A 22,798-nucleotide genomic window follows, 5' to 3' on the forward strand; every position below is an offset into this window, starting at 1 on the left:
ATCAGCTTCAGCATGCATGTCGGATGGCCCCGAGGGCTTTGTCTCAGGGTTGATCTGGGAAGAGCGCCATAAAGCCGTGCCGGAGAATGCAATGGTGCTCAAAATCGAAGTGATTGGCCCACATGAAGATATGCCGTTCGGATTGATCGCGAATGTTGAGGAGGGGTCAGAAACGCTGCAGGGCGAGCAACTGAACATCGTGCCAAAGGCATGGAATTCATGCATCGGCCTCGGACGGCTCAACGGTTATATCGTTGTCGAAAACGAGCCGACGAGATTCGATGCCGCGCCAGACACTGACTTTTTCATGGCCTTAGCCTATCTGCCAGATCCTGCTGATCGGTCTCGCGGGTTTGAGCGAGAAAACAACTGGTTTATTCCGGGCAAACAAGCACCCGAATTACGGATACCTGCTACCGAATGACCGAAGACGAACCCATCCATTCGCCTGATCGCCAAGCGGGTGATCCTGACGCTGCATTGCGGCCCAAGAGCCTTGCCGAATTTATCGGTCAGGAAAGCGCGCGCGACAATTTGCGGGTCTTTATCGAAAGCGCCAAGTCGCGCGGTGAGGCGATGGATCACACGCTGTTCTTTGGTCCGCCGGGGCTGGGTAAGACCACACTCGCGCAGATCGTAGCGAATGAATTGGGCGTTGGGTTCCGCGCCACGTCCGGTCCGGTGATCGCCAAAGCCGGCGATCTTGCCGCACTGCTCACCAATCTTGAACCGCATGATGTGCTGTTCATTGACGAGATCCACCGGCTCAATCCAGTGGTCGAAGAAGTGCTCTATCCAGCGATGGAGGACCGCGCGCTCGACATTATTATTGGCGAAGGGCCGTCTGCGCGCAGCGTGCGGATTGATCTGCCGCCTTTCACTTTGATCGGTGCGACGACGCGGCAGGGGTTGCTAACCACACCGCTGCGAGACCGCTTTGGCATTCCGGTCCGGCTGCAATTCTACACGCATGACGAGCTGGACCGGGTGGTGAAGCGCGGGGCCAGTTTGCTGGGTCTGGAAATCGATGCCGATGGCGCGCGCGAGATTGCCCGCCGCAGCCGCGGAACGCCGCGTGTCGCTGGCCGCTTGCTGCGCCGTGTGCGCGATTTTGCCCATGTCGCGGGCGAGGGGACTGTTACGCGCGCGGGTGCAGATGATGCGCTGACCCGGCTGGAGATCGACCGGCTGGGTCTGGATGCGATGGACCGCCGCTATCTCACCATGATTGCAACCACTTACAAGGGGGGGCCCGTTGGCGTGGAGACGCTTTCGGCCGGTCTCGCGGAGCCGCGTGATACCGTTGAGGATGTGGTCGAGCCTTACCTGATCCAGCTTGGCCTCCTCGCGCGCACGGCGCGCGGGCGGGTGCTGAATGACGCCGGATGGGAGCATCTGGAGATGTCACCTCCCAAGCAGCAGCCCCCTGCGCAAACCGGGCTTTTTGGCGAGGGCAAGTGATTCTCTGCCCGTTTCGCGAGAATCGCGTTTCGGCAGTTTAAGGATAACGAAACGGCTAACTTGGCCTCACTATTCGGTATCAAAACGGGACAGCGGCGGTGAAATCCGCCTGAATCCAAGGCTTGCGAGCCGTTAACGCCTCTTATTCATGGTTAACCGCATTGCGAGAACGGCCAATCGTTCCGCATGACACACTTGGAATTGGTGGAGATGCGGGTGGGCCGTGTCAGACACCATCAGAAAGCAAGGTTCGAAACTATGTCGCTCAAACTGGCTGCTGCAAAGCTCTCCGCCGCCGTCGCGGGTGTCGCCCTGATCCAGGGTGGTGCCGTCCGCGTGGCCGAGCCGCTTAACACCGACGAGCCCCAGTACACGACCAATCTTGATGGTCAGCTGGTAGAGGATAGCCGCAAAGGCGTTCCGATCGCTGAGCCGCGTTACATCAAGGGTCCTCAATATGTTGAAGGACCACGATACATTAAAGAGCCGCGCTACATCAAAACGCGCACTCGCGAATTGCCGCGCCCTGAACAACGTCGTCGCCGCATTGTCGAGCGGACGATTGAATGTCAGCCGATTGGTGCAGGTCCGGGCGTTGGCTCTGGTACACATAGTGTCGCTGGCTCCGCACCGCTGCCCGCCGGTGCGACCCGCGCATATATTGACGTAAACGAATGCCCGCCAATCCAGCAGGTTGCCTACGCACCGGCACCGCTTCCCCCACTTCCACCGATTTCCGGTGGCGGCGGTGGCGGTGCTCCGATCGTAGTTGGCGGCGGTGGCGGCTTTGGCGGCGGCTTCGGCGGCGGTGGAGGCTTCTTCGGCGGCTTCTTCGGCGGCGGTGGTTCGTCTTCCGGTGACGTTTCTGTAGTCAGCACGACCACAACCGGCGGCTCGAGTTCGGGCGGTGAGGATGATCCCGGTGACGGCGGCAGCAGCGGCACGATCGACATTCCTTTGGATGGTGACGGCGGGATCAATATCGACATCAATATCGATAATTCGACCTCCACTACATCGTCGAGCGGCACGATCAGTTCGTCGACTTCTACAGGTGAAGTGTCCAGCTCGACCGGTCAGATTTCGAGCACGTCGACTTCGGGTGACGTATCGAGTTCAACTGGCCAAGTCTCATCGAGCACTGGCGGTATCTCGAGCACGACCTCGACCACTTCGGGCGACGTTTCCAGTTCGACAGGTGCCGTTTCTTCGAGCACTGGAACGGTCTCATCCAGCACCGGCGGCGTTTCGTCGAGCACGGGTGCAGTCTCTTCGAGCACCGGCGGTGTATCGAGCAGCTCGGGCGACGTATCGAGTTCTTCGGGCAACGTTTCGAGCAGCTCGGGTAACGTCTCAAGTTCTTCCGGCAATGTGTCGAGCTCTTCGTCGTCATCGTCGAGCTCGTCCTCAAGCAGCTCGTCTTCTTCGAGCAGCTCATCCTCGGGCGGCAACACTTCTGGTGGCAATACCTCAGGCGGTAACACGTCTGGCGGCACCAGCGGCCATCCTGGTACAACCACATCGGGCGGAAACACCTCTGGTGGTTCGTCGGGCAGTTCGTCCTCTAGTTCATCTTCATCCTCGAGCAGCAGCTCGTCGGGTGGTTCGAGCGGTGGCAACACATCGGGCGGCAATACGTCCGGTGGCTCTTCGAGCAGTTCTTCGTCGAGCTCATCCTCGTCGTCGAGCAGCTCTTCGTCAGGCGGTAACACCTCAGGCGGTGCAACCTCTACAGGCGGTTCGTCGAGCGGCTCTTCGTCCAGCTCCAGCTCGTCATCAGGTGGTTCATCCTCCGGTGGTGCGACATCAACTGGTGGATCGTCATCGAGCAGCAGCTCTTCGTCGTCGTCTTCCAGCTCAAGCTCGTCTTCGGGCGGCGCGACCAGCGGCGGCACCTCGGGTGATATGACGAGCAGCACCAGCTCTTCGTCTTCATCGAGCAGCTCTTCATCGTCCAGCTCGTCTTCGGGTTCGTCGGGCAGCAGCGGTTCTTCTGGCTCGTCGTCGTCGTCTTCATCTTCGAGCTCCAGCTCATCGAGCAGCTCGTCTTCTTCGGGCGGTACGAGTGGCACAACCAGCGGCACCGAAGTTCCGGCACCGCCCATGATGGCACTGTTCGGCCTGGCCGCAGCAGCGATCCTTGGTCGCCGTAAGTTCAAGGTGAAGAAGGACGCGTAAGCGCTAACTTCCGGCCTAACAAAAAGGGCGGCTTCGCAAAGTGCGGAGCCGCCCTTTTGCTTTGGCGCGCGCGATCAATCCGTTTCGGCAGCGACCCAATCGACAGATGCGGTCGTCATTGTGCCCTCAAGCTCCCAGATATTCGTGTAGCCGTAGCCATACAGATTGACGAAAGTGGGAATGTTAAGCGCCAGTGTTGCCAACTTGGTTCTGATTGGGGGCACATCGTCCACAAAGTTGTTGTTGCAATAAATCAGGATAGGGCGGCCAGCATTTTCGCCGATCACCTTGGCTAGGCTTGCGCTGGTGAAATCGGAAAACGGGAGGTTCACCGCACCTTCGAGATGGCCTGCTTTGAAAGCTTCGGCTGAGCGGGTGTCGAGCAGCAAAACGCCTTGCTCACGTGCCTTCTCGAAGAAGGCCGCGCGCTCGAGTAATCTGGATTCGCGATAGGGTTGAACCTTTTCGACCAGTTCAGCAAAGCCAGTATAGTCGATCTGTTCAGATGGATCGACAGCGGTCTGGTCTTGTGCAGAGACCGGCACCGCCAGCATGGCAGCGGCGATAATCGCAGACACATGGTGCTTCTTGAACATATCTCTCTCCCGTCGATTAGAGAGATATCATCAGGGATGCGCTATTTCGCTGCCATGAACATGGTCATCGGAACGGCGTGCTATTTGCTCGCGGTCGTTGCTTCGGTCCACGCAATGTATCCGCCAGCCAAGTGGCGCACGGGCTTACCTAAGTACTCTGACAGTTTGTGGCCCGCTATCCCCGAGCGGCGACCCGAGCGGCAATAGAGCACGATTTCACGGCCAGCTGCCCTCTCGAGTAGTTCAGGCCCCGGCTCGAAATCGGCGAGTGCAATATGGCCCGCGCCGTCGATCATTCCTTCGGCGACTTCTTCCGCCGTGCGAACATCAATGAGCCAAATATCTTCGGAAGCTCTCAATTCCTTAAGCTGTGCCACGGAAAGGTCGATGACCTGAGACTGTTCGGTGGCAGAGTCTTTTAGGGCTGCATCGCTTTGTTTGGGTGCCGCCAGTTCAAAACCCGGCGGAACACTCGGCGTATCGCCATCCTCGCCGCCGCCGGGCGCGCAGGCGCAGAGCCCGAGCGTCACAGCGGCAGTCAAAGGAAAGCGAAGGTCGATCATCCAGCGCCCTTAAGCAGCGAGCTTACGCAGAACGTAATGGAGAATGCCGCCATTGCGGTAATACTCCATCTCGTTTGCGGTATCGATGCGGCACAGAGCGTTGAAGCTGAAGGCTGTGCCATCGGCGCGGGTCGCTTCAATTTCGACATCCTGACCGGGCGTCAGATCAGCCAGTCCTTTGATCGAGAATGTGCAATCCGCATCGAGGTTCAGAGTTTCACGGGTATCGCCGTCTTTAAACTGCAGCGGCAGAACGCCCATGCCGACGAGGTTTGAACGGTGAATGCGCTCAAAGCTCTCAACGATCACTGCGCGCACGCCGAGCAGGATGGTGCCCTTCGCTGCCCAGTCACGGCTGGAGCCGGTGCCGTATTCTTTGCCGCCGACAACGATCAACGGTGTGCCATCGGCTTTGTGCTTCATGGCAGCGTCATAGATCGGCATTTGTTCGCCGTTGTAAGTGGTCTCGCCGCCTTCGACGCCCGGGACCATTTCGTTCTTGATGCGGATATTGGCGAAGGTGCCGCGCATCATCACGTCATGGTTTCCGCGGCGCGAGCCGTAGGAGTTGAAGTCCTTCTTCGCGACCTGATTGGAGTTCAGGTACGAACCGGCAGGGCTGTCTTCCTTGATCGCGCCAGCGGGCGAGATGTGGTCGGTCGTGACAGAATCGCCTAGGATCGCGAGCGGCTTTGCGCCTTCGATATCGGTGATCGGAGCAGGCTCCATGCCCATGCCTTCGAAGTATGGCGGGTTGGCGATGTAGGTGCTGCCCGCGCGCCATTGATATGTGTCAGATGGCTCGACTGTGATAGCCTGCCAATGCTCATCGCCATCATAGACGTTGGCATAACGGTCCACGAACATCGAGCGATCGATATTGGCAGCGCGGTTTTCCGCGACTTCGGCGTTGGTTGGCCACAGATCGGCGAGCATCACATCGTTGCCGTCTTGGTCCTGACCAAGCGGCGTGGTGGTGATGTCTTCGGTTACCGTGCCGAGCAGCGCGTAAGCGACGACGAGCGGCGGCGATGCGAGGAAGTTGGCACGCACGTCTTGCGATACGCGGCCTTCGAAATTGCGGTTGCCCGAGAGGACCGATGCCGCAACGATATCGTTGCCGTTGATCGCTTTGCTGATCGGCGGAGCGAGCGGACCCGAGTTACCGATACAGGTGGTGCAGCCATAGCCGACGAGGTCAAAACCAATTGCGTCGAGATCTGCCTGCAGGCCCGATTTCACGAGGTAGTCGGTGACGACCTGCGATCCCGGTGCGAGCGATGTCTTCACCCATGGTTTCGGCTTGAGGCCTTTTTCGACGGCTTTCTTCGCAACCAGACCGGCGGCGATCAGAACATCGGGGTTCGATGTGTTGGTGCAGCTTGTGATCGCAGCGATCACAACGTCACCGTCGCCGATGTCGTGGTCTTTGCCTTCGACAGCAGTGCGGACAGGAGCGTCTTTCTTGTAAAGCGTTTTAAGGTCGCCGTTGAACAGCTCGTCCACTTCAGGAAGGATCACACGATCCTGCGGACGTTTCGGTCCGGCAAGGCTTGGCACAACAGACGTCATGTCGAGCTCGAGTGTGTTCGAGAAAATCGGCTCATGTGCCGGGTCGAACCACATGCCTTGCTCTTTCGCATAGGCTTCAACCAGAGCGAGGTTTTCTTCGCTGCGACCGGTCAGGCGCATGTAGTCGATGGTCTTGTCATCGATGCCGAAGAAGCCGCAGGTCGCGCCGTATTCCGGCGCCATGTTGGCTATGGTAGCACGGTCGGCGAGTGTCAGGTTGGCAACGCCTTCGCCATAGAATTCAACAAAGCGGCCCACAACGCCGACCTCGCGAAGCATCTGGACGCAGGTGAGAACGAGGTCGGTTGCGGTTACGCCTTCGGCCATCGCGCCGGTCAGTTTGAAGCCGACGACTTCAGGGATCAGCATAGAGATCGGCTGGCCGAGCATCGCTGCTTCAGCTTCGATCCCGCCAACGCCCCAGCCAAGCACGCCCAGACCGTTGATCATGGTGGTGTGGCTGTCGGTGCCGACGCAGGTGTCAGGATAGGCGACCATCTGGCCGTTTTCGTCTTTGCTCGACCAGATGCCTTGGGCAATGTGCTCAAGGTTTACCTGGTGGCAGATGCCAGTGCCGGGAGGGACAGCTGAGAAGTTTTCAAAGCTCTTCGATCCCCATTTGAGGAAGTCGTAACGCTCTGCATTGCGCTCATATTCGAGCGCCATATTGGCTTCCATCGCTTTCGGATGACCGAATTCATCAACCATGACCGAGTGATCAATCACGAGGTTTACAGGTACCTGTGGGTTAATCTTGGCCGTGTCGCCGCCAAGCTCTTTGATCGCATCGCGCATGGCGGCGAGGTCAACCACGCAAGGAACGCCGGTGAAGTCCTGAAGCAGGACGCGGGCCGGGCGGTATTGGATTTCGTTGCCCGTGACAGGATTTTTCTGCCAATCGACAATCGCTTGAGCGTGCTCTTTGCCGACGGTGAAGCTTTCATCTTCAAAGCGCAGCATGTTTTCCAGCAGCACTTTCATCGAGTTTGGCAGGCGCGAAACATCGCCCAATTGCTCGGCCGCTTTGGCGAGCGAGTAATAAGCGTAGTCGGTGCCATTGACCGAAAGCGTTGAGCGGGTGGCTAGCGTGTCCTTGCCGGTTGCTGTCATCGGGAAATCCCATCCTTGTTTGCTGTCCCGCAGCGTGGAGGTCACTGCGGGTGGAGGTGTCTTGAATCGCGCTCGATTCAGACCGTTAAATCTGTGATCAGCACCTGCTAGTTTGAGTGCGCCTCGTCAAGGGTTTGCCCTCTGTTGCGAGTCGCTTTCGAGTACAGATTTAGGACGCCGTAGCGGCAATGCGCTCGCGCGGCTTGCGTGTGGCAATCCAGCAGCCTGTCACAATCAGAGCTGTACCTGCAATCGTCGGTACTGTCACAGGCTCGCGAAAGAATGCCCAACCAAACAGGCTGGCCCACAGAAAGCCTGTGTATTCGATAGGTACCAAAGCCTGAGCCTCGGCCCGCGCATAGGCCCAAGCGATGGCCATCGCGCCCACAACTGTCAGCGCTCCGGCCGCAGCAATCGCCCAAAGCGCGTCCATCTGCGGCGTGGTGCCGAGCAGCGGCGCAAACAAAAGCAGCACCAACCCGCCAACGCCGCTATGAAATGTTGCGACTTCAACTGGCCCCGCGACCTGGCTTTGTTTGCGGATCACCACAAAATTGTAGGCGTAAAGGAGGGCCGAAAATATGAGAGCACCGAGCCCCAACATTACATCATCGGTCATCTCGCCCCGCCCAAGCCGTCCTCCGACAATCACCAAGGTCCCGATAAAGCCCAAAATGCTGGCGAAAATTGCTTTGGGTTGGATTTCTTCGCCGAGCAGTACGCGGGCAAAATAGAGCGCGATTAGCGGCGCGATAAAGCTGATCGCAATGGCTTCGGCGAGCGGCAGCTTGGTCAGCGCATAGAAGAAGCTCAGCGCCATGATGGCGGAAATGATGCCGCGCTCAACGTGCAATTTCATCACATCGCGGCTCGGCCAGCCTTTGCGCTGTGCAAGAAAGAAGGGCGCGATGATCGCTGCACCGAACAACGAACGCAGGACAGTCGCCGTGTACGTGCCTGTCGCCAGAGCGGCTTCTTTCATAAATGCGTCCATCAACGACAGAAAGCCGACGCCCGCCGCCGCAGCGATAAACGGTAGCAATCGCGAAAGGGGACTGGGCGAGGACGACATAACTTCGCGCCTTTAGGCAGTCTTCGCCCTCGCGTCACGCTGCTGCGACGAAAAAGCCTTGTAAATTCATCAGTCAGAAAGCCATGCTGGTTGATACGAGCACAAAAGCAGGGGTATAGTTACCATACAATTCGGTGCAGTCGTGTTTGGCGGCAATTTGGGACAATAGAGGCATTCATGGTCAAATTTTTTGGCAAATTTGCGAGCGGAATCGCGGCAGTGGCATTGGTTTCGAGCGGCGCTTTCGCGCAGGATCAGGAGCCAACAGAGGCTCCAGCCGAAACCGAAACGAGTTTCGATGAAGCATTTCCCCAAATGGTTTCGGGCGAAGTGGTTCAGGGCGGGCTCGATGCTCCCGGCCCGCTGGTTCAACAGTGGGATCTGGATGCTGTTGCAGACCTGATCGGCTTTATAGAAGGGATCGCCGCCGAAGGGCTCGATCCGCGCGATTATGATCTGCAAGCGCTCAAAGTGTCGATGCGCGGCGGACCATCCGAAGAGTTGAGCGAGATTGCCTCAAAGAATTTCGTCTGGTTGGTCGAGGATTTGCGCGATGGTCGCACACCGATGGATGCGCGCAAGCAGTGGTTTGTGGTTGATCCGGACCGCGACACCAACCGCACCGGCGACTTGCTGACTGAAGCATTGGCGACCGGCGATGTCACCGGCACTCTAACGCAATTGAACCCTGCGCATCCCGATTATGCACGCCTTAAAGAAGAGCTTGCCAACACGCCGGAAACAGAGACGAAGAAACGCAAACTGATCCGTGCGAATATGGATCGCTGGCGCTGGCTGGGCCGCGATCTGGGTAAGAAATATCTGATCACCAATGTGCCGGAATATCAGCTCCGCCTAACAGTGGGTGACAAGATTATCTCCACCTACCGCACAGTTGTGGGCAAGCCGGGTCGCACCGCGACCCCGCAATTGGCTGAAATGGTGTCAGGCGTAGTCTTCAATCCCACATGGACTGTTCCGCAGAGCATTGTGAAAGGCGAGGGGTTGGGCCAGCGCGTGCTAAACAACCCCGCTTGGGCACGGTCCAAGGGGTATAAAGCAACCAAAGGCGCGAATGGCTGGATCACAGTGGTGCAACAGCCCGGGCCGACCAATTCGCTAGGCCGGATGAAGCTGGAAATGCCGAATCCGCATGCGATTTTCTTCCACGACACGCCGTCGCGGCATTTGTTCGCGAATGACAATCGCGCTCTCTCGCATGGTTGCATCCGCACAGAGCGTGCGCTGGAGCTGGCGATCACGATGGCCATTCTCGGCAAAGGTGCGAGCAAGGACGAAGCGGTCGAAATCGCAACGTCCGGCAAATACACCAAGGTGATGATCAAGGATAAGCTGCCCGCCTACATCACCTATTTCACAATGGCATCCGACATCAATGGCGAGATGCAGACCTTCAAAGACATCTATGGCCGCGACGCGCCGGTTCTGGCGAGCTTGGACAAACCACGCGAAGGCAATCGCAGCAATGTGATCGATGATGAAATCATCGTGATTGAGGACGATCCGCGCGTCGGGGGTTAGGACCAGCGGCTAAAATGGCGCGCACTGATGACAGCTTTCCGGTAGAGTAGGCCCGCTGGGATTGCATATGCCAGCGCGAAACCGATCAGCCCCCATTTGTCGCGCGGCTCCCAATGCTCAAAATCGCCAGCTAGCAAGGAAGCTGCCACGTAGCTGGTCGCGATTGCCGCCAGCACTGAAATTACGGCTGCGGCAGGCGTTTCAATACGCGGACCCAGCAACGCGGCAATCGGCATGCCAACCAATGCGATATAGAACGCACAAAAAAACGTGCCTACGATGGTCCCCAACCCCACAAAGACCAGGAAGCCAAATAGTAGGCCGAGTAATGAGTCTGCAGTGAAATCCAGACTTGAAGAAAGTTCACCAAAGAAAACTCCGGCGAATGCGCACGTCGAACCGATCGCAGCGGCCAGACCGCTGGCGGGTAGCACCGCACTGACTGCGGAGCCTGCATTCAATTCAAACCCGGCGTGATCCGGACGATAGCTCACGCTTCAAAACGTTCCTGGCGCATATCGCTGAACCGCATTCGGCTCTTCCGGCTGCAGCGTTTTAAGCGAGCCGTCCGACCAGCCGAGACTGTCGGCATAAAGCAAGCGCCCGCCTGACAGGTTCAGCAGCGCAATGCGGAATTGCTCTTCGCCTAGCGCAAAGCATCCGTTCGATCGTCCCAGTCTACCCCAGCGGCTTATGTGCGAAGGCTCTGCATATTTGGCGCGGTGCATCACGATGTAGCGGCGAAGGGCGGCATCGTTGGTGGAGTCGAGCCCGCCCAAACGCACCGATGTCCCATAGCGCCCGACATACCATTCCCACGTGATATAGGCGCCTTTGCTTGTCGCGTTGGAACCTTCGACGTTGGAATAATTGTTGAGCCAGCCATCATGCTCCGGATCGGAGCCGGTGCCGTGGCTGACATGAAAGCTCTGCACTTCCTCGCGGTCCAGATTGACGAAGTGAAAGCGCTTTTCGGCGGAGTGCACTCCAAAATCGGCAATGCCGACGATATCTTTTTTCCAGATCACGTCGCCCGCGCGGTCAAGCTCGCGTTTGGCCAGAGCAAACAGCTTGCGATTGCGCTCGCTCCCTGCGCGCGGCGCAGCCGCGATTGTTGCAGGAAGTGTTGCTGCGGCACCTGCGACGATGCCAGTCTTTAGAAGATCACGCCGGTTCATATCGCTGATACTACTAGCTCAATTCTATCGTTCCCGTGAATAGGCAATCGCACGTCTTTTACGTGGCCTCGTGGATTGCCTTCGCTGCCATGCCAAGCTTGATAACACCCGGCATATTGGCCTGAATTTTCGGACCGACTTTGCTGAGCTCCGCAAGCCGCGGATCATTGTTCGCGATCATCTCTGCAACAGCAGGGCCCGTGGGGTGAAGGCGGCTTCTGGCGTTAAAGGCATTGGTCTTTTCGTTGTTTGAAAGGATCGCCGTGCTCATCAGATTGGCCATCACCGCGTAGGGATACGTATCTGTCGTATCGGTCAACGGTGCGGGCGGGCATAGAGCGTTTCTTTCATCGTCGGTTTCAAAATTCGCCTCTAAAAACGCGCCGAGGGCCGCGCTGTATGGCACAAACGGCGCCTGCACCAATTGCAGCGTAATCGTGTCACCATCGAAGAATTTGCGCGTTTTGTCGCGCGCCTCGAATGGCACTGCGCTGGCTGTGCAGTCGATGAAGAGGGTATTGGCGGGGACTTCAACGGCTTCATCGCCAAAGTGCATCGCGCCGTCTTCGATCTTGCTTACGCGACCTTGGCGATAGACTGTTTTGATTGACCGAAGCAGATCGACCTCGGCTTCGGACATGACCGCGAAATGGAACATTTTCGGCGTCACGCTCTCATCGATCCGCAGCATCGTTCCGCGCTTACCCAGCTCGGCGAACATCTCATCGCCGGTTTCCGATGCAGCGGCTGCTTCTACCAGATCGCTTTGGAATTCGATCAGGCCTTCGATCCCGTGCTTGGCCGGTTGCAGCAATTTGCGGTTGAACATCCAACTATCGCGCGGGCGGACCCAGCCGATTTTGTCAGGGGACACACCGGCCTCTAACAGCCACACAGCGGTGTCCATTGCGGTCTTGCCGCCGCCAATTACGATGTAGTTCTCTGGCAGATTGCCGATGTCTTTCCAAAGTCCGGGGAGGTCGCCCGGAATCGCGAAACGAGCGCTTTCCGCAATCTCATATGCTGGAGTGTGAGTAGAAGGGACCGAGGTTTTGAAAAATGTTCCATCGACCAGCTTGCGTCGGACTTCGATGACTTGATTTTCGCCGGACAGGATACCTTTGACAGTATGCTGCGAGCCTTCTCTGCCGTGATACTCGGTCAGCGGATGATAGGAAACGCGCCCGCTCGGGATCATGCGTTCGCTCATTAGCTTGCTGTAATAGGACAGAATTTCAGCATGTTTGGCGAGCGGGTACATGCCAGCATTATGGCCGTGTTCATCAACGCGGTCTGGGCACATTTCTCTTGAATTCACGCCGTACGTCGCGCTGGGCTGGTGCAAGGCAACAAAGGGATAGGCATCATTCCAATGGCCGCCGGGCCGGGCGTGCTTATCGACGATTGTGATGTGACAATCGGGGTCTTCGTCGAGCAGAGTGTCCGCAAATGCGAGGCCGACTGCCCCAGCGCCGATGATCAAGTAATCGGTTTCAAAATCGGCCATAAAGAGAATATCCTTGCTCGCGTGGGTTCACCAAGAGTCCATGCCTGTCATGCAACGAAAAGTGAAGCAAAACAGAGGGGGCTGAACGATGCGATCAACGATACGAATGGCAAAAGGGCTTGGACTGCTAACGGCTTTGGCGTTGCCAATTTCGTCGGGTATGGCCGAAGATGACCACGCCGAAAAGGCTCTCCCCAAGCCGACAATTGTAAGCAGTCATACAGATGCCTCACGTCTTGAAACGGTGCAGGGGATCACCTTGCAATGGATTGATTGGGATACGCGCGGCGATGTCACGATCATCAATTCGGTCGATGGCGTTTGGCGTTTGCTTGGCGAACAGAAAAGCGGGCAGGATGTTGGCCTCGTTATCGACGGCGTGATCACCGAGATAGGCGCGGACTATTTCCTATTTGATGGCCAGATCACAATCGCAAACACGCCCGATCCAGGGCGCAGGTGCTCTCAAGACAAACTGTGGCGGTTTGAGGTGACCCAAAATCGCACTTACTATCGTCTGCGCGAATTTGAATGGTGCGATTATCTGACCGACTACATCGACATCTATTTCGCGCCGAGCCTTGCAGGTAAGGGCGAATAGAGCGCATTTTCCGCGGCCATAGACAGCATTGATCTGGCGTGGCGCGCCGCCACTTCGCTTTGATCATCCCCGTATCCGCCGCCAAGCGCGCTTGCGATTGGCAGTCTGCGTTTGCGGGCCTGATGCACAACAAAGCGGTCGCGTTTAATCAGCCCTTTGTCGCTTAAGGAAAGCCTGCCCAGCTTGTCATTGGCATGCGGGTCAACGCCCGCCTGATACAGAACGAGATCGGGATCGAACTGCGCAATTACCTCCGGCAAATGTCTGTCTAGCGCAGCCATATAACCGTCATCATCGACACCGTCGGGTAAACCCACATCAAGGCTGGAACGCGCCTTTCGCACCGGAAAGTTCTTTTCGGCATGGAGGGACAAGGTGAAGATGTCCTCGCGGCCCGCCGTCAGGCTCGCAGTGCCGTCACCCTGATGCACATCCAGATCGATGATCAGAATACGGCTGGCATCACCTTCGGCAATCAAGCGGTTGGACGCCACAGCGAGGTCGTTGAATACGCAATATCCCGCCCCTGTGCCGGCGAGTGCATGGTGGCTTCCCGCGGCGCTATTTGCGGCATATCCGTGTTGTATGGCCAATTGTGCGGCAAGCCAGGTTCCACCATTGGTGTGGCGAACGCGGTCGCGAATTTTCTCCGTTACCGGAAACCCGATCCGCCGTTCTTTGTCGCGAGGGACTTCTGCGCGGAAGACCTCGTCGACATAGTCAGGGTCATGGACTGCTTCGAGCCATTCGCGCGGCATCGGTTCTGGAGAATGCTCGGTCAGCGGCCCTCCATCAGCGCGCAACGCCTCCATCACCAAGTAGTACTTGTCGAATTTGAACGTTCCGCGCTCCGGGCGCGGCGCCACGTAATCGGCGTGATGAACGACGTGGAGCAGAGCTTAAGCGTCCTTGTGCGCCAACAAAGCCAGCTCGTCATAAATCGCATCTTCGCTGCGGCTCGCGCTATCGCGCCAAGTGGTCGCCGTGTCGGCGTTCACCAATTCGCCGTTAGCTGTCAGCACCAGCACATTTGGTGTGCCCGGAAGATCGTCCAGGCCAAAGCGTTTGGCAATTTCGAGGTTATGGCCATCTTTGGTTTGGGGCATCCCGATATTGACGAATACCAGTTCGTACTTTTCGGCTACCAAATGGCTGAACCGTTCGGTTTCGAGCCAACCGGCCAAAGCGCGGCTATCGTGGCACCAGTTTGCCCCCATCACCAACAGAACGCGATTGCCGTTTTGCTTTGCCTGCACCAGCGCAGCATCAACATCGGCCATGGCATCGCCGGAAACGAGATAGGATCGGGCTTCAGGGTGATAAGCCGCGTCACTTGCCGGCACGGTCGCGCAAGCAGACAAGGCGGCTGCAAACACAAGAACCGTTGCAGCCCTAATCATTCGGCGGCTTCCACAGCGTGCGGGTCAAAGGCGGTTTCCTCGCCAGCATCAATCTTGGCAGCTTTTTCCTCGACCAGTTTGACGATGTGATCGAGCATATCGTCATCCTCAATCGTGTGCGCTTTCATGCCGGAAAGATAGACCATATGCTTGCCACTGCCGCCGCCGGTTAGGCCGATATCGGTTTCCCGCGCTTCGCCCGGGCCGTTAACCACGCAGCCAAGCACGGAAAGGCTCATCGGTGTCTTGATATGCTCAAGCCGTTTTTCAAGTGTTTCAACCGTGCGGATGACGTCAAAACCCTGTCGCGAGCAGCTGGGGCAGGACACCACGCGAACACCGCGTGTGCGCAGACCGAGGGCTTTCAACATCTCATACCCGACTTTGACTTCTTCCTCTGGCTCGGCGGAGAGCGATACGCGGATCGTGTCGCCGATCCCTGCCCAAAGTAAGCTGCCCATTCCGATAGAGGATTTGACAGTGCCGCCGATCAATCCGCCGGCCTCTGTAATGCCGAGGTGCAGCGGGCAATCGACAGTTTCGGCGAGGCCATGATAGGCCGCCACCGCAAGAAACACGTCGCTGGCTTTCACCGCGACTTTAAACTCGTGAAAATCGTGATCCTGCAACAGCTTGATATGATCCAGCGCGCTTTCGATCAGGGCCTCCGGGCAAGGCTCGCCGTATTTTTCCAGCAGATCTTTTTCGAGGCTACCTGCGTTTACGCCAATGCGGATCGCGCAGCCATTCGCTTTCGCGGCGCGCACAACTTCGGCGACCTTTTTGGACGATCCGATATTGCCCGGATTGATGCGGAGGCACGCCGCGCCGCCATCGGCAGCCTCCAATGCGCGTTTGTAATGGAAGTGGATGTCAGCAACGACGGGGATGTTGGAAGCGCGTGTGATCAGCGGAAATGCCGCTGTTGCCTCTTCCGTGGGGCAAGACACACGAATGATGTCGCAGCCAACCTCTTCGCAACGGCGGATCTGATCGATCGTCGCTGCCGCGTCCTCGGTTGGGGTGTTGGTCATGGTTTGAACGGTGATCGGCGCATCGCCGCCCACCGGCACATCGCCAACCATAATCTGGCGACATTGCCGCCGTTCGATATCGCGCCAGGGCCGTACTGAAGACATGAGGGCCATATAGTCGCCTAAACATGAAGCGGCAATGACAAGGATAGTCGGCTGTTTAGCAAAACTGCGGTTACCTGTCGCATTGCGGCACGGTGCCCTGAAATGCGTGGTGAGTGGAGCCCAACACCGCAAGAACGCTCGCCTTTCACAAGCAATATGCGTGAATTAAGGGGAGTTTGAAATTCCGGTGTTTCAAAAATGGGCAGGGGTACTTGCGGAAATAACGCTTTCAGCTGCAGTCATGCGCGCCGCTCTTGTGCTCCTGCCATATGCCGGAGTGCTGATCGGTCTCGACGTGGCGGCGCATTATGGCTCGCTGACCGAAGCGGAATTGCCGGTGCAGTTTTATCTCGCGTCCGACAGGTCCTTCGGCGAATATCTGGAATATGCGCTCACAGCTGCGATCGCAGTGATGATGTTGCTGATTTGGCGACGAGAGCGGGCAGTGATTTGTTTGGCGCAAGCTGTACTTTTCGTGTGGCTCACGCTGGACAACTGGGTCGAGCTGCACGAGACATTTGGCCTGACAGCCGGACCGTTCTTTCCGCAAATTCCAGGAATTCCGGTTGAGCCTTCGCATCTTGCGGAGGCATCTTTGATGCTCGGAGTCGGAGCTTTCTGGCTGGTGTCTCTGGCGCTCGCCGTGCGGTCGATCAGAGGGCGGGCACTCGTGTTCAATCTGGCACTCGCCGGTTGCGTGTTCGGCGCAGCTTTATTCGGCGTTGCGGTCGATCTGCTCGTGGTGTGGGGCGAGCAAGGAAAGGTGTTTCATGCGATCCTGACCTTCACCGAAGATGCCGGAGAATTCGCAATGATCATCCTTGCCTTTCTGCTGACCGTCGGTTTCTTCGATCTCGAATACCGGCAAAAGCGTGTCGGCGACCGCGAAACGGCCGCCGACTGCGTTCTTACCAGCGGATAAGCGGCGGTACGACGAAGCGTCCGACCACAGCCGCAATCACGACCGGGGCAATATGCCACAGGCCGACATGCGACAGGCTGTCGACGGGGCAAGTGATACCGTAAGCAAGCGTTCCGAGCGAACCCGCTGCGATACCAGTCAACCAGCCGGATCGTTCGATTGAAACCGGTGCGCCGCGGCGCAGCCACAGGATTGATGCACCTGCAACAAGCAGAGCAGCGGTCAACGACGAGCTGGTGCAGAGCCATGCAGCCGGATCGTTCATGCCTTTATGCAAGTGTTCACCGCCAGCCGAAATGAGGCTGATGATCGCTGCAACGGGCACGATAGCGAGCATAGCCACGCTCCACGCAGGCGCGTTACCGCGAGTGCCGACACGGGGCTGAGCGCTGAAGACAACGCCAGCTGCGCTCGCCAAACCAACCACAAGCAATAGGCCGTGGGTGATCAGGAAATAGCCCGAGGCATCGCCCGATAGCAGGCCCCACCAGAAATCATGGATCGCGATAGAGCCCACTGTCGCAAGCACAGTCGCCGCCGCGATAAGCAGCATGCCTTCGACCGGCTTAACCGGGCGAACCGGGGTCAGGTCTTCGGCCATTGCCGCAATCAGATCGGCGCGCGACTGGGCTTTGTTGGGGGAGTTATTCATTTCAATCAGCTTTCTCGACCAAGGAGGCCATTTTCTTCAGACCCCGATGGATATTCACTTTGACCAGGCTTTCGCTTTGGCCGGTTTTTTCTGCGGCTTCGCGGACGGACAATCCGCCAATTTTGACCATCTCGATGACTTCGGCCTGCTTTTCGGGGAGCTGCCCAAACAAACGGTCTAGGCTAACGCGGGCCAGGACAACTTCTTCTTCGCTGTCTTCTACCGCGTCGTCTTCCATCAGTTCCTGACTGTCATGTTTGTAAACCTTGCGCAGATGATCGACCCAGCGATAGCGCGCAATGGCGGCAAGCCATGGCAGGAACGGACGCGAGGGATCCCATGTCCCGCGCTTGGTGTAGAATGATATAAGCACCTCCTGCACCAGATCGTCTGTCTGATGCGGGGGCACCCGGCGGCGGAAATACCGCTCCAACCAGACGCCCACCTCGGTGAGCAACACATTACCGGCGGCTTTGTCGCCGTCCTGTGTCGCTACCATAAGGCGGGCGAAGGTTGGTTCGTCAGCGACCATGTCAGCCGGCTTTCGAAGCCGTGATGCGGCCTAGGATCGCGTCGAGCGAGATCAACCCGCCGCCGCGGCTGACAAGGAACGCACCCAGAGCAAGAACCGTGATAGCCCAGCCAAAGAAGTGTGCCGCATCGGGGAATACGAACAGCTGGATGACCACCGCCATGCCCATCAGCGCGAGCGCCGAAAAGCGGGTGAAGAGACCCAGAACAAGCAGGATCGGGAACAGAAACTCGGAATATGTTGCCAACGGCACCGCAAGATCGGTTGGGATTGGCAGTCCGGAAAATTCGTTCTCGAAAATGAAGTATTGGGTCTCGTCAATCTGCAGCCATGTGCCATCGACGACTTTGGTTTTGTACGACCGCCAGAAAATTCCGGCCAGCGCGATGCGAGCAAAAAGCTGGGCGATGCTTTCGGCGATGGTGCCGGACAAAATGCCGGTCAGTCGCTGCCATAAGTTCATAAGTCCGCTCATCATATTCCTCCAATTGTCAGCGGCGGCGAGCCTGGTGTTTGCCTGACAGGCCCGCGCCGTGTGTTCGAGTTATCGTTTGATCGGCTTCAGCGAGCCGTTGCCTTTTGGCGTTTTGATTTTCACGCAGGTGCCTTTGTCGACATATGTCCATGCGTTACCTTGGTAGTCTTTTGTCGAGGTGCCAGCACAACTTGTGCCCGGGCCAGCGGCGCAATCGTTCTTGCCTGCTTTGGAAACGCCGTAGCATTTTTCTTTCGCGCCTTGCGCCGCGACAGGGGTAGTGGCGAGACCAGCAGCGATCCCTGCAGTGAGGGCGAGACCGGCGATGTTTGCAATTGACTTGGCGTTCATGGGGGTTCTCCAAAAATCTGTCTTTTCGCCCAGCATCATGCCGGACACACAATGCAGTTCGCGGTGGTTCGCATTGCGGTTACAATTTGGTGAAAAAATTTGTTGCCCCTCCCTTTTGTCCCTCAATAAGAGCGGCCTGTAACGGCGCGCCGCAAGCTGGCGAACACTCCCATATGCGCCAGCTTGCGGCAGGCTATCCTGTTATAGCTGACTGCACAATGCGGCGCGGGTCGCCCGCGCAGATCAATCGCGCATTCGATTTTCGAACCGTTCTGCTAAGAGAGTGAAATATGCCGTATCAATCCACCATCGCACCGTTTGCCGGTTTCGGTCTGGGCCTGCGCCGGACGCATTATGAGGATTTCCTCGAAACTGATGTTCCGGTCGATTTCGTTGAGGTGATTAGCGAAAACTACATGATCGATGGCGGACGCCAGCTGCGCATTCTGGATCAGGTGCGCGAAAAGCATCCGGTAATCCTGCACGGTGTTTCGATGTCGATCGGATCGGCAGGCGGTCTCGACAAAGATCATCTGGCAAAGCTCAAACGGCTAGGACAGCGTATCGACCCGCTATGGGTGTCCGATCACCTGTGCTGGACACGAACGAGCGCACATAACAGCCATGACTTGTTGCCGATGCCACTCACCGAAGAGGCTCTTGCAGCGGTCTGCGCCAATATCGATCATGCCCAAAACGAGCTGAGCCGGGCGATGCTCTTTGAAAACCCGTCAAGCTATCTCACTTTCCCCGAAGATGAGATGAGCGAGTGGCAGTTCCTGTCAGAGATGACCCGGCGAACAGGCTGTTATCTGCTGCTGGATGTGAACAATATCTATGTCAGCGCGCGCAATCACGGTTTCTCGGCTGACGAGTATCTCGCCGGACTACCACTGGACCGTGTGCGTCAAATCCATCTTGCGGGTCATGATCCTGCGACTGCGGAGCGTCCCATGATCATTGATACGCATGACCGCCCTGTCGTCGATGGAGTGTGGGACTTGTATGCCAAAGCGATTGCGATGCTGCCGGGGCCGGTCGCCACCATGATCGAGCGTGACGAGGACATTCCGCCTTTGCCCGAATTGCTTGCTGAACTTGATCGCGCACGGGGCATTGCCGAAGACGCACTGGTTCCGGCGTGACCGGAGGACAAACACTGGCGGATCGGCAGGCGGCATTCCTGCGCAGCGTCCTTGATGAATGCGCGCCGATGCCAGATGGCTGGGGCAATTCTCAATCGGTGGGCATGTCCGTCTATCGCGGGAATTACCGTTCGGCGCTTGTCGGCGCGCTGGAAAACACGTTTGAACGCACCGCGCGCTATGTTGGCGAAGGCCCCTTCAAACAGGTCGCAGCCCATCACGCGATCGCCCATCCGCCATCGGGTTGGACGATTGAGGAAGCGGGAGCTGGTTTCGACGCCACTTGCGCGCAATTGTTTGCCAAGAATCCAGAAGTGGCTGAACTGGCATGGCTCGAATGGGCCATGCTCCAGGTTTCAAATGCGCCGGATACGCAGCCTTTCGGCGCCGCAGAGTTTGGCGCGACCACAGCGGATTTTGGTGATGAGGACTGGATGGGTCTGAGGCTTGAATTCCAGCCATGTGTGGCAGCGCGCGAAGTACAGGCCAATTTGAGCGGCCTATGGAACGCGCTTGACGAGGGTGCAGATGGAGAAAGACCAGCCCCGCTTCTCGATCAATCCAAAGGCTGCATCGTCTCGCGTGAAGGCGAGCGACCGGTTTTTCAGATGGTCGCTTCCGAGGCGGCCTACGCGCTGTCTGCCATGCAAAATGGCGCGGCCTATGGCGAGATGATTATGCAGATCGCGGGAGACAGTGCCGATGCGGATGCTATTCAGCAGGCCGCCGTCGCAGCTGGCACAATGCTGGGCGATTGGCTCAATGAGGGAGTAATTCTCGGCGTCAGCGCTTGACTCCCTGACGGCTTGCGTCAGGTTTGCGTCAAAGGGAGAAACGCGTTGCTAACAGGCACATCGATTGAATTGCGGACCACAAAGGCAAGCATGTTGCTGCGCGGTGTCAAATGGCTGATGAGCAAGCGCACGCCCGTTTTCCCCCATACGGCCGACGCGTTTGAGGAATATATGGCGGCCCGCGCGATGCCCAAAGACGCGCCGATCCCCAATCAGTTCAAGCATCGCTACACTCTGGAGCATTGGTCCGCTGCGGATCAGGAAGTCGTCACGATCCATCCCAAATCCGGGCCGGGCCAATGGCACATGCTCTATTTCCACGGCGGCGGATTTGTTCTGCCGATGTTCAAAGAGCACTGGCCGCTTGCTGCGGCGATGGTCGACAAACTTGGCGCGAGCGTGACCTTGCCGCTCTATAATGTCGTTCCGGAAAGCTCCTACGCCTCGCAAGACGCTCTCGCAGATGCGGTCTATGCGAAGCTTGCTGCTGAACATGATCCTTCGCGCATTGTGCTGAATGGTGACAGCGCTGGCGGTCATATGGCGTTGAGCCTCGCACTGAGGCTGGCCAAAGCGGGCGGCCCGCAACCCGGCAAGCTCGCTCTCTTTGCGCCGTGGCTCGATCTCACCATGGCGGACCCCGCGATTGAAGCGGTCGAGCCGCACGACATCATGCTGAAAATCGGCACTCTGCGCAGCTGCGGAAAGATGTTCGCGGACGACCGCGACGTTGCCAGCCCCGAATGCAGCCCTCTTTACACCTCGCAAGATGACCTTGCGAAGTTACCACCGACCCGCATCTGGACCGGGCGGCATGATCTTTTTATCATCGATAGCCGCACCTTCACCGGCAAATTGATCGATGCCGGTGTCGATGCAAAGTTGTACGAATACGAGGCGGCCCCGCATGTATTTATGGCAGTCACTCCGACAAGCGAGTCCAAAGATACGGTGAAGCTTTTGGGCGAATTTTTGGTCGAGTAACCGAGTCAGGCGCTGAAGCTTTCGCCGACCATTTCTTCGCTCATTGACCACAACCGATCTGCGCTTGCTTGATCGAGCGCATAGCTGCGCACGCCGCTGTTTGGGGAGGTGTCATCGACCTCGGCGACGTGGCAGTCTTCGCAGTAAACCCCGCCTTTGCCTTCCAGTTCAGCGGCGGTCGCGGCCCAGCATTGCGTGGCTGCACCTTGCGGAATGGTCTTCCATGAAAAGTCAGGATCATTCTCGGTCACGCGTGCAACAAGAGCGGCCTCTTCTTCTTCGCTCATATGACGGCCAAGGTTGGTCTGAATGCCGCCCGGATGTACGGCGTATGCGTGAATACCTTTGTCGGCGAAGCGATTTTCCAAGCCCACTGTGAAGAGGATATTAGCCGTCTTCGACTGACCGTAGCTTGCCCATTCATTGTATTCACGGTTTTCAAAGTTCGGATCGTCGAGATTGACCGGTGTGATGTGGTGGCCGCGGCTGGACAGGTTGACGATGCGTTTGTCCTGCCCTTTTTCGATCAAAGGCATCAGTTGTTTGGTCAGGAGAAAATGCCCGACATGGTTGGTGCCGAACTGCATTTCGAAGCCATCGGCGGTCTTGCTGTGCGGACAAGCCATCACACCGGCATTGTTGAGCAGCACATCGATCTTTCCGAGCCGCTGGCTTGCTTCTTTACCGCATGACTGCACGCTTTCGAGTGAGCCGAGATCGCAAATGATTGTCTCGATTTGAGCGTCGGGGTTTTCGTTTTTGATAGATGACACAGCATCATCAAGTTTGCCCTGATCGCGGCCAGCCAGCACCACATGTGCGCCTTGCGCTGCCATTGCGCGACCGCTCTCCATGCCCAGTCCTGAATTGCCGCCAGTGATGAAAATTGTCTTTCCCGACAGGTCTTTACTCGCAAGAACCTCGCTTGCCGTGCTGTTTTCGCCGAAATTGCTCATCATATTCTCCCGGATTGTGCGCAAGCGGATATCAAGTGGATATAGCGTCATGCGCAGCTTTGGGTTAG

26 protein-coding genes are annotated in these 22,798 nt (G+C 57.5%); 8 read left to right on the forward strand and 18 right to left on the reverse strand.

The window, feature by feature from the left end:
• Nucleotides 1-16 precede the first annotated feature (16 nt).
• Both MWU39_RS01270 and ruvB read left to right on the forward strand, forming a co-directional pair.
• Nucleotides 17-424 (forward strand): hypothetical protein, encoded by a 408-nt coding sequence (locus MWU39_RS01270; RefSeq protein ID WP_247158165.1) that lies wholly within the window; start codon nt 17-19, stop codon nt 422-424.
• Entirely contained in the window at nt 421-1,461 is a 1,041-nt protein-coding gene (gene ruvB / locus MWU39_RS01275) for a Holliday junction branch migration DNA helicase RuvB (protein WP_247158166.1), read from the forward strand. The genes MWU39_RS01270 and ruvB overlap by 4 nt, the downstream gene beginning before the upstream one ends.
• A gap of 132 nt (nt 1,462-1,593) precedes the next feature.
• On the opposite strand, the gene MWU39_RS01280 is transcribed toward ruvB, so the two are convergent.
• The 7 genes from MWU39_RS01280 to MWU39_RS01310 form a co-directional block, all read right to left on the reverse strand.
• Nucleotides 1,594-2,073 carry a hypothetical protein gene (locus MWU39_RS01280; RefSeq protein WP_247158167.1) on the reverse strand — a complete coding sequence of 160 codons (480 nt, stop codon included), beginning with the start codon at nt 2,071-2,073 and terminating at the stop codon, nt 1,594-1,596.
• 86 nt (nt 2,074-2,159) lie between these two features.
• Nucleotides 2,160-2,492 carry a hypothetical protein gene (locus MWU39_RS01285; RefSeq protein ID WP_247158168.1) on the reverse strand — a complete coding sequence of 111 codons (333 nt, stop codon included), beginning with the start codon at nt 2,490-2,492 and terminating at the stop codon, nt 2,160-2,162.
• A gap of 45 nt (nt 2,493-2,537) precedes the next feature.
• Nucleotides 2,538-3,566 (reverse strand): hypothetical protein, encoded by a 1,029-nt coding sequence (locus MWU39_RS01290; RefSeq protein WP_247158169.1) that lies wholly within the window; start codon nt 3,564-3,566, stop codon nt 2,538-2,540.
• Between the two features lie 147 nt (nt 3,567-3,713).
• Entirely contained in the window at nt 3,714-4,235 is a 522-nt protein-coding gene (locus MWU39_RS01295) for a rhodanese-like domain-containing protein (RefSeq protein WP_247158170.1), read from the reverse strand.
• An 80-nt stretch (nt 4,236-4,315) separates the two neighbouring features.
• Complete coding sequence (locus MWU39_RS01300; protein WP_247158171.1) at nt 4,316-4,798, reverse strand: rhodanese-like domain-containing protein; 483 nt, start codon at nt 4,796-4,798, stop codon at nt 4,316-4,318.
• Nucleotides 4,799-4,807: 9 nt separating this feature from the next.
• Nucleotides 4,808-7,480, reverse strand: a complete 2,673-nt coding sequence (acnA, locus tag MWU39_RS01305; protein WP_247158172.1) for an aconitate hydratase AcnA — start codon at nt 7,478-7,480, stop codon at nt 4,808-4,810.
• 169 nt (nt 7,481-7,649) lie between these two features.
• Nucleotides 7,650-8,552 (reverse strand): DMT family transporter, encoded by a 903-nt coding sequence (locus tag MWU39_RS01310; protein WP_247158173.1) that lies wholly within the window; start codon nt 8,550-8,552, stop codon nt 7,650-7,652.
• Between the two features lie 177 nt (nt 8,553-8,729).
• Between MWU39_RS01310 and MWU39_RS01315 the strand changes: the two genes are divergently transcribed.
• Nucleotides 8,730-10,094, forward strand: coding sequence for a L,D-transpeptidase family protein (locus tag MWU39_RS01315; RefSeq protein WP_247158174.1), 1,365 nt, complete (start codon nt 8,730-8,732; stop codon nt 10,092-10,094).
• On the opposite strand, the gene MWU39_RS01320 is transcribed toward MWU39_RS01315, so the two are convergent.
• Genes MWU39_RS01320 through MWU39_RS01330 form a run of 3 tightly spaced genes read right to left on the reverse strand, consistent with a single transcriptional unit; the run spans nt 10,091 to nt 12,779 of the window.
• Nucleotides 10,091-10,588, reverse strand: coding sequence for a hypothetical protein (locus tag MWU39_RS01320; RefSeq protein ID WP_247158175.1), 498 nt, complete (start codon nt 10,586-10,588; stop codon nt 10,091-10,093). The genes MWU39_RS01315 and MWU39_RS01320 overlap by 4 nt on opposite strands.
• Nucleotides 10,589-10,591: 3 nt before the next feature.
• Complete coding sequence (locus tag MWU39_RS01325; protein WP_247158176.1) at nt 10,592-11,272, reverse strand: murein L,D-transpeptidase catalytic domain-containing protein; 681 nt, start codon at nt 11,270-11,272, stop codon at nt 10,592-10,594.
• 58 nt (nt 11,273-11,330) lie between these two features.
• Nucleotides 11,331-12,779, reverse strand: coding sequence for an NAD(P)-binding protein (locus tag MWU39_RS01330; protein WP_247158177.1), 1,449 nt, complete (start codon nt 12,777-12,779; stop codon nt 11,331-11,333).
• Between the two features lie 160 nt (nt 12,780-12,939).
• Between MWU39_RS01330 and MWU39_RS01335 the strand changes: the two genes are divergently transcribed.
• The gene (locus tag MWU39_RS01335) at nt 12,940-13,380 is read left to right on the forward strand and encodes a hypothetical protein (protein ID WP_247158178.1); all 441 of its coding nucleotides are present in this window, start codon (nt 12,940-12,942) and stop codon (nt 13,378-13,380) included.
• On the opposite strand, the gene MWU39_RS01340 is transcribed toward MWU39_RS01335, so the two are convergent.
• The 3 genes from MWU39_RS01340 to ispG are packed head-to-tail and all read right to left on the reverse strand — an operon-like array spanning nt 13,344 to nt 15,919.
• Nucleotides 13,344-14,246: a histone deacetylase gene (locus tag MWU39_RS01340; RefSeq protein WP_247158179.1), complete on the reverse strand. Its 903-nt coding sequence runs from the start codon at nt 14,244-14,246 to the stop codon at nt 13,344-13,346. The two genes, MWU39_RS01335 and MWU39_RS01340, sit on opposite strands and share 37 nt — an antisense overlap.
• Before the next feature lie 33 nt (nt 14,247-14,279).
• Nucleotides 14,280-14,780, reverse strand: a complete 501-nt coding sequence (locus tag MWU39_RS01345; protein WP_247158180.1) for a thioredoxin family protein — start codon at nt 14,778-14,780, stop codon at nt 14,280-14,282.
• Nucleotides 14,777-15,919 (reverse strand): flavodoxin-dependent (E)-4-hydroxy-3-methylbut-2-enyl-diphosphate synthase, encoded by a 1,143-nt coding sequence (gene ispG, locus MWU39_RS01350; protein ID WP_247158181.1) that lies wholly within the window; start codon nt 15,917-15,919, stop codon nt 14,777-14,779. Before ispG ends, MWU39_RS01345 begins: the two co-directional genes overlap by 4 nt.
• Before the next feature lie 241 nt (nt 15,920-16,160).
• Between ispG and MWU39_RS01355 the strand changes: the two genes are divergently transcribed.
• Entirely contained in the window at nt 16,161-16,841 is a 681-nt protein-coding gene (locus MWU39_RS01355; protein WP_247158182.1) for a hypothetical protein, read from the forward strand.
• Here the strand turns inward: MWU39_RS01355 and MWU39_RS01360 are convergent.
• The 4 genes from MWU39_RS01360 to MWU39_RS01375 all read right to left on the reverse strand — a co-directional run bounded on the left by MWU39_RS01360 (nt 16,828) and on the right by MWU39_RS01375 (nt 18,851).
• Nucleotides 16,828-17,493 (reverse strand): DUF1109 domain-containing protein, encoded by a 666-nt coding sequence (locus MWU39_RS01360; RefSeq protein ID WP_247158183.1) that lies wholly within the window; start codon nt 17,491-17,493, stop codon nt 16,828-16,830. The genes MWU39_RS01355 and MWU39_RS01360 overlap by 14 nt on opposite strands.
• A 1-nt stretch (nt 17,494) precedes the next feature.
• Complete coding sequence (locus MWU39_RS01365; protein WP_247158184.1) at nt 17,495-18,025, reverse strand: sigma-70 family RNA polymerase sigma factor; 531 nt, start codon at nt 18,023-18,025, stop codon at nt 17,495-17,497.
• A 1-nt stretch (nt 18,026) separates the two neighbouring features.
• The gene (locus MWU39_RS01370; protein ID WP_247158185.1) at nt 18,027-18,488 is read right to left on the reverse strand and encodes a DoxX family protein; all 462 of its coding nucleotides are present in this window, start codon (nt 18,486-18,488) and stop codon (nt 18,027-18,029) included.
• Between the two features lie 81 nt (nt 18,489-18,569).
• Complete coding sequence (locus MWU39_RS01375) at nt 18,570-18,851, reverse strand: DUF2282 domain-containing protein (RefSeq protein ID WP_247158186.1); 282 nt, start codon at nt 18,849-18,851, stop codon at nt 18,570-18,572.
• A 290-nt stretch (nt 18,852-19,141) separates the two neighbouring features.
• Here MWU39_RS01375 and MWU39_RS01380 point away from each other — a divergent pair, with 290 nt between their 5' ends.
• From MWU39_RS01380 to MWU39_RS01390, 3 genes are read left to right on the forward strand one after another with little or no spacing between them, the layout of a single operon-like run.
• A complete protein-coding gene (locus MWU39_RS01380) occupies nt 19,142-19,996 on the forward strand; it encodes a DUF692 domain-containing protein (protein ID WP_247158187.1) in 855 nt (284 codons plus the stop codon).
• A complete protein-coding gene (locus MWU39_RS01385; RefSeq protein WP_247158188.1) occupies nt 19,993-20,790 on the forward strand; it encodes a DNA-binding domain-containing protein in 798 nt (265 codons plus the stop codon). Before MWU39_RS01380 ends, MWU39_RS01385 begins: the two co-directional genes overlap by 4 nt.
• A gap of 45 nt (nt 20,791-20,835) precedes the next feature.
• On the forward strand, nt 20,836-21,774 hold the full coding sequence (locus MWU39_RS01390) for an alpha/beta hydrolase (protein ID WP_247158189.1): 939 nt from the start codon (nt 20,836-20,838) through the stop codon (nt 21,772-21,774).
• 5 nt (nt 21,775-21,779) lie between these two features.
• Here MWU39_RS01390 and MWU39_RS01395 read toward each other — a convergent pair whose 3' ends face one another.
• Nucleotides 21,780-22,781 carry an SDR family NAD(P)-dependent oxidoreductase gene (locus MWU39_RS01395; RefSeq protein WP_348646359.1) on the reverse strand — a complete coding sequence of 334 codons (1,002 nt, stop codon included), beginning with the start codon at nt 22,779-22,781 and terminating at the stop codon, nt 21,780-21,782.
• Nucleotides 22,782-22,798 lie beyond the last annotated feature (17 nt).

The sequence above is a fragment of the Erythrobacter sp. F6033 genome, from assembly GCF_023016005.1.
In the GTDB taxonomy this organism is placed as follows: domain Bacteria; phylum Pseudomonadota; class Alphaproteobacteria; order Sphingomonadales; family Sphingomonadaceae; genus Erythrobacter.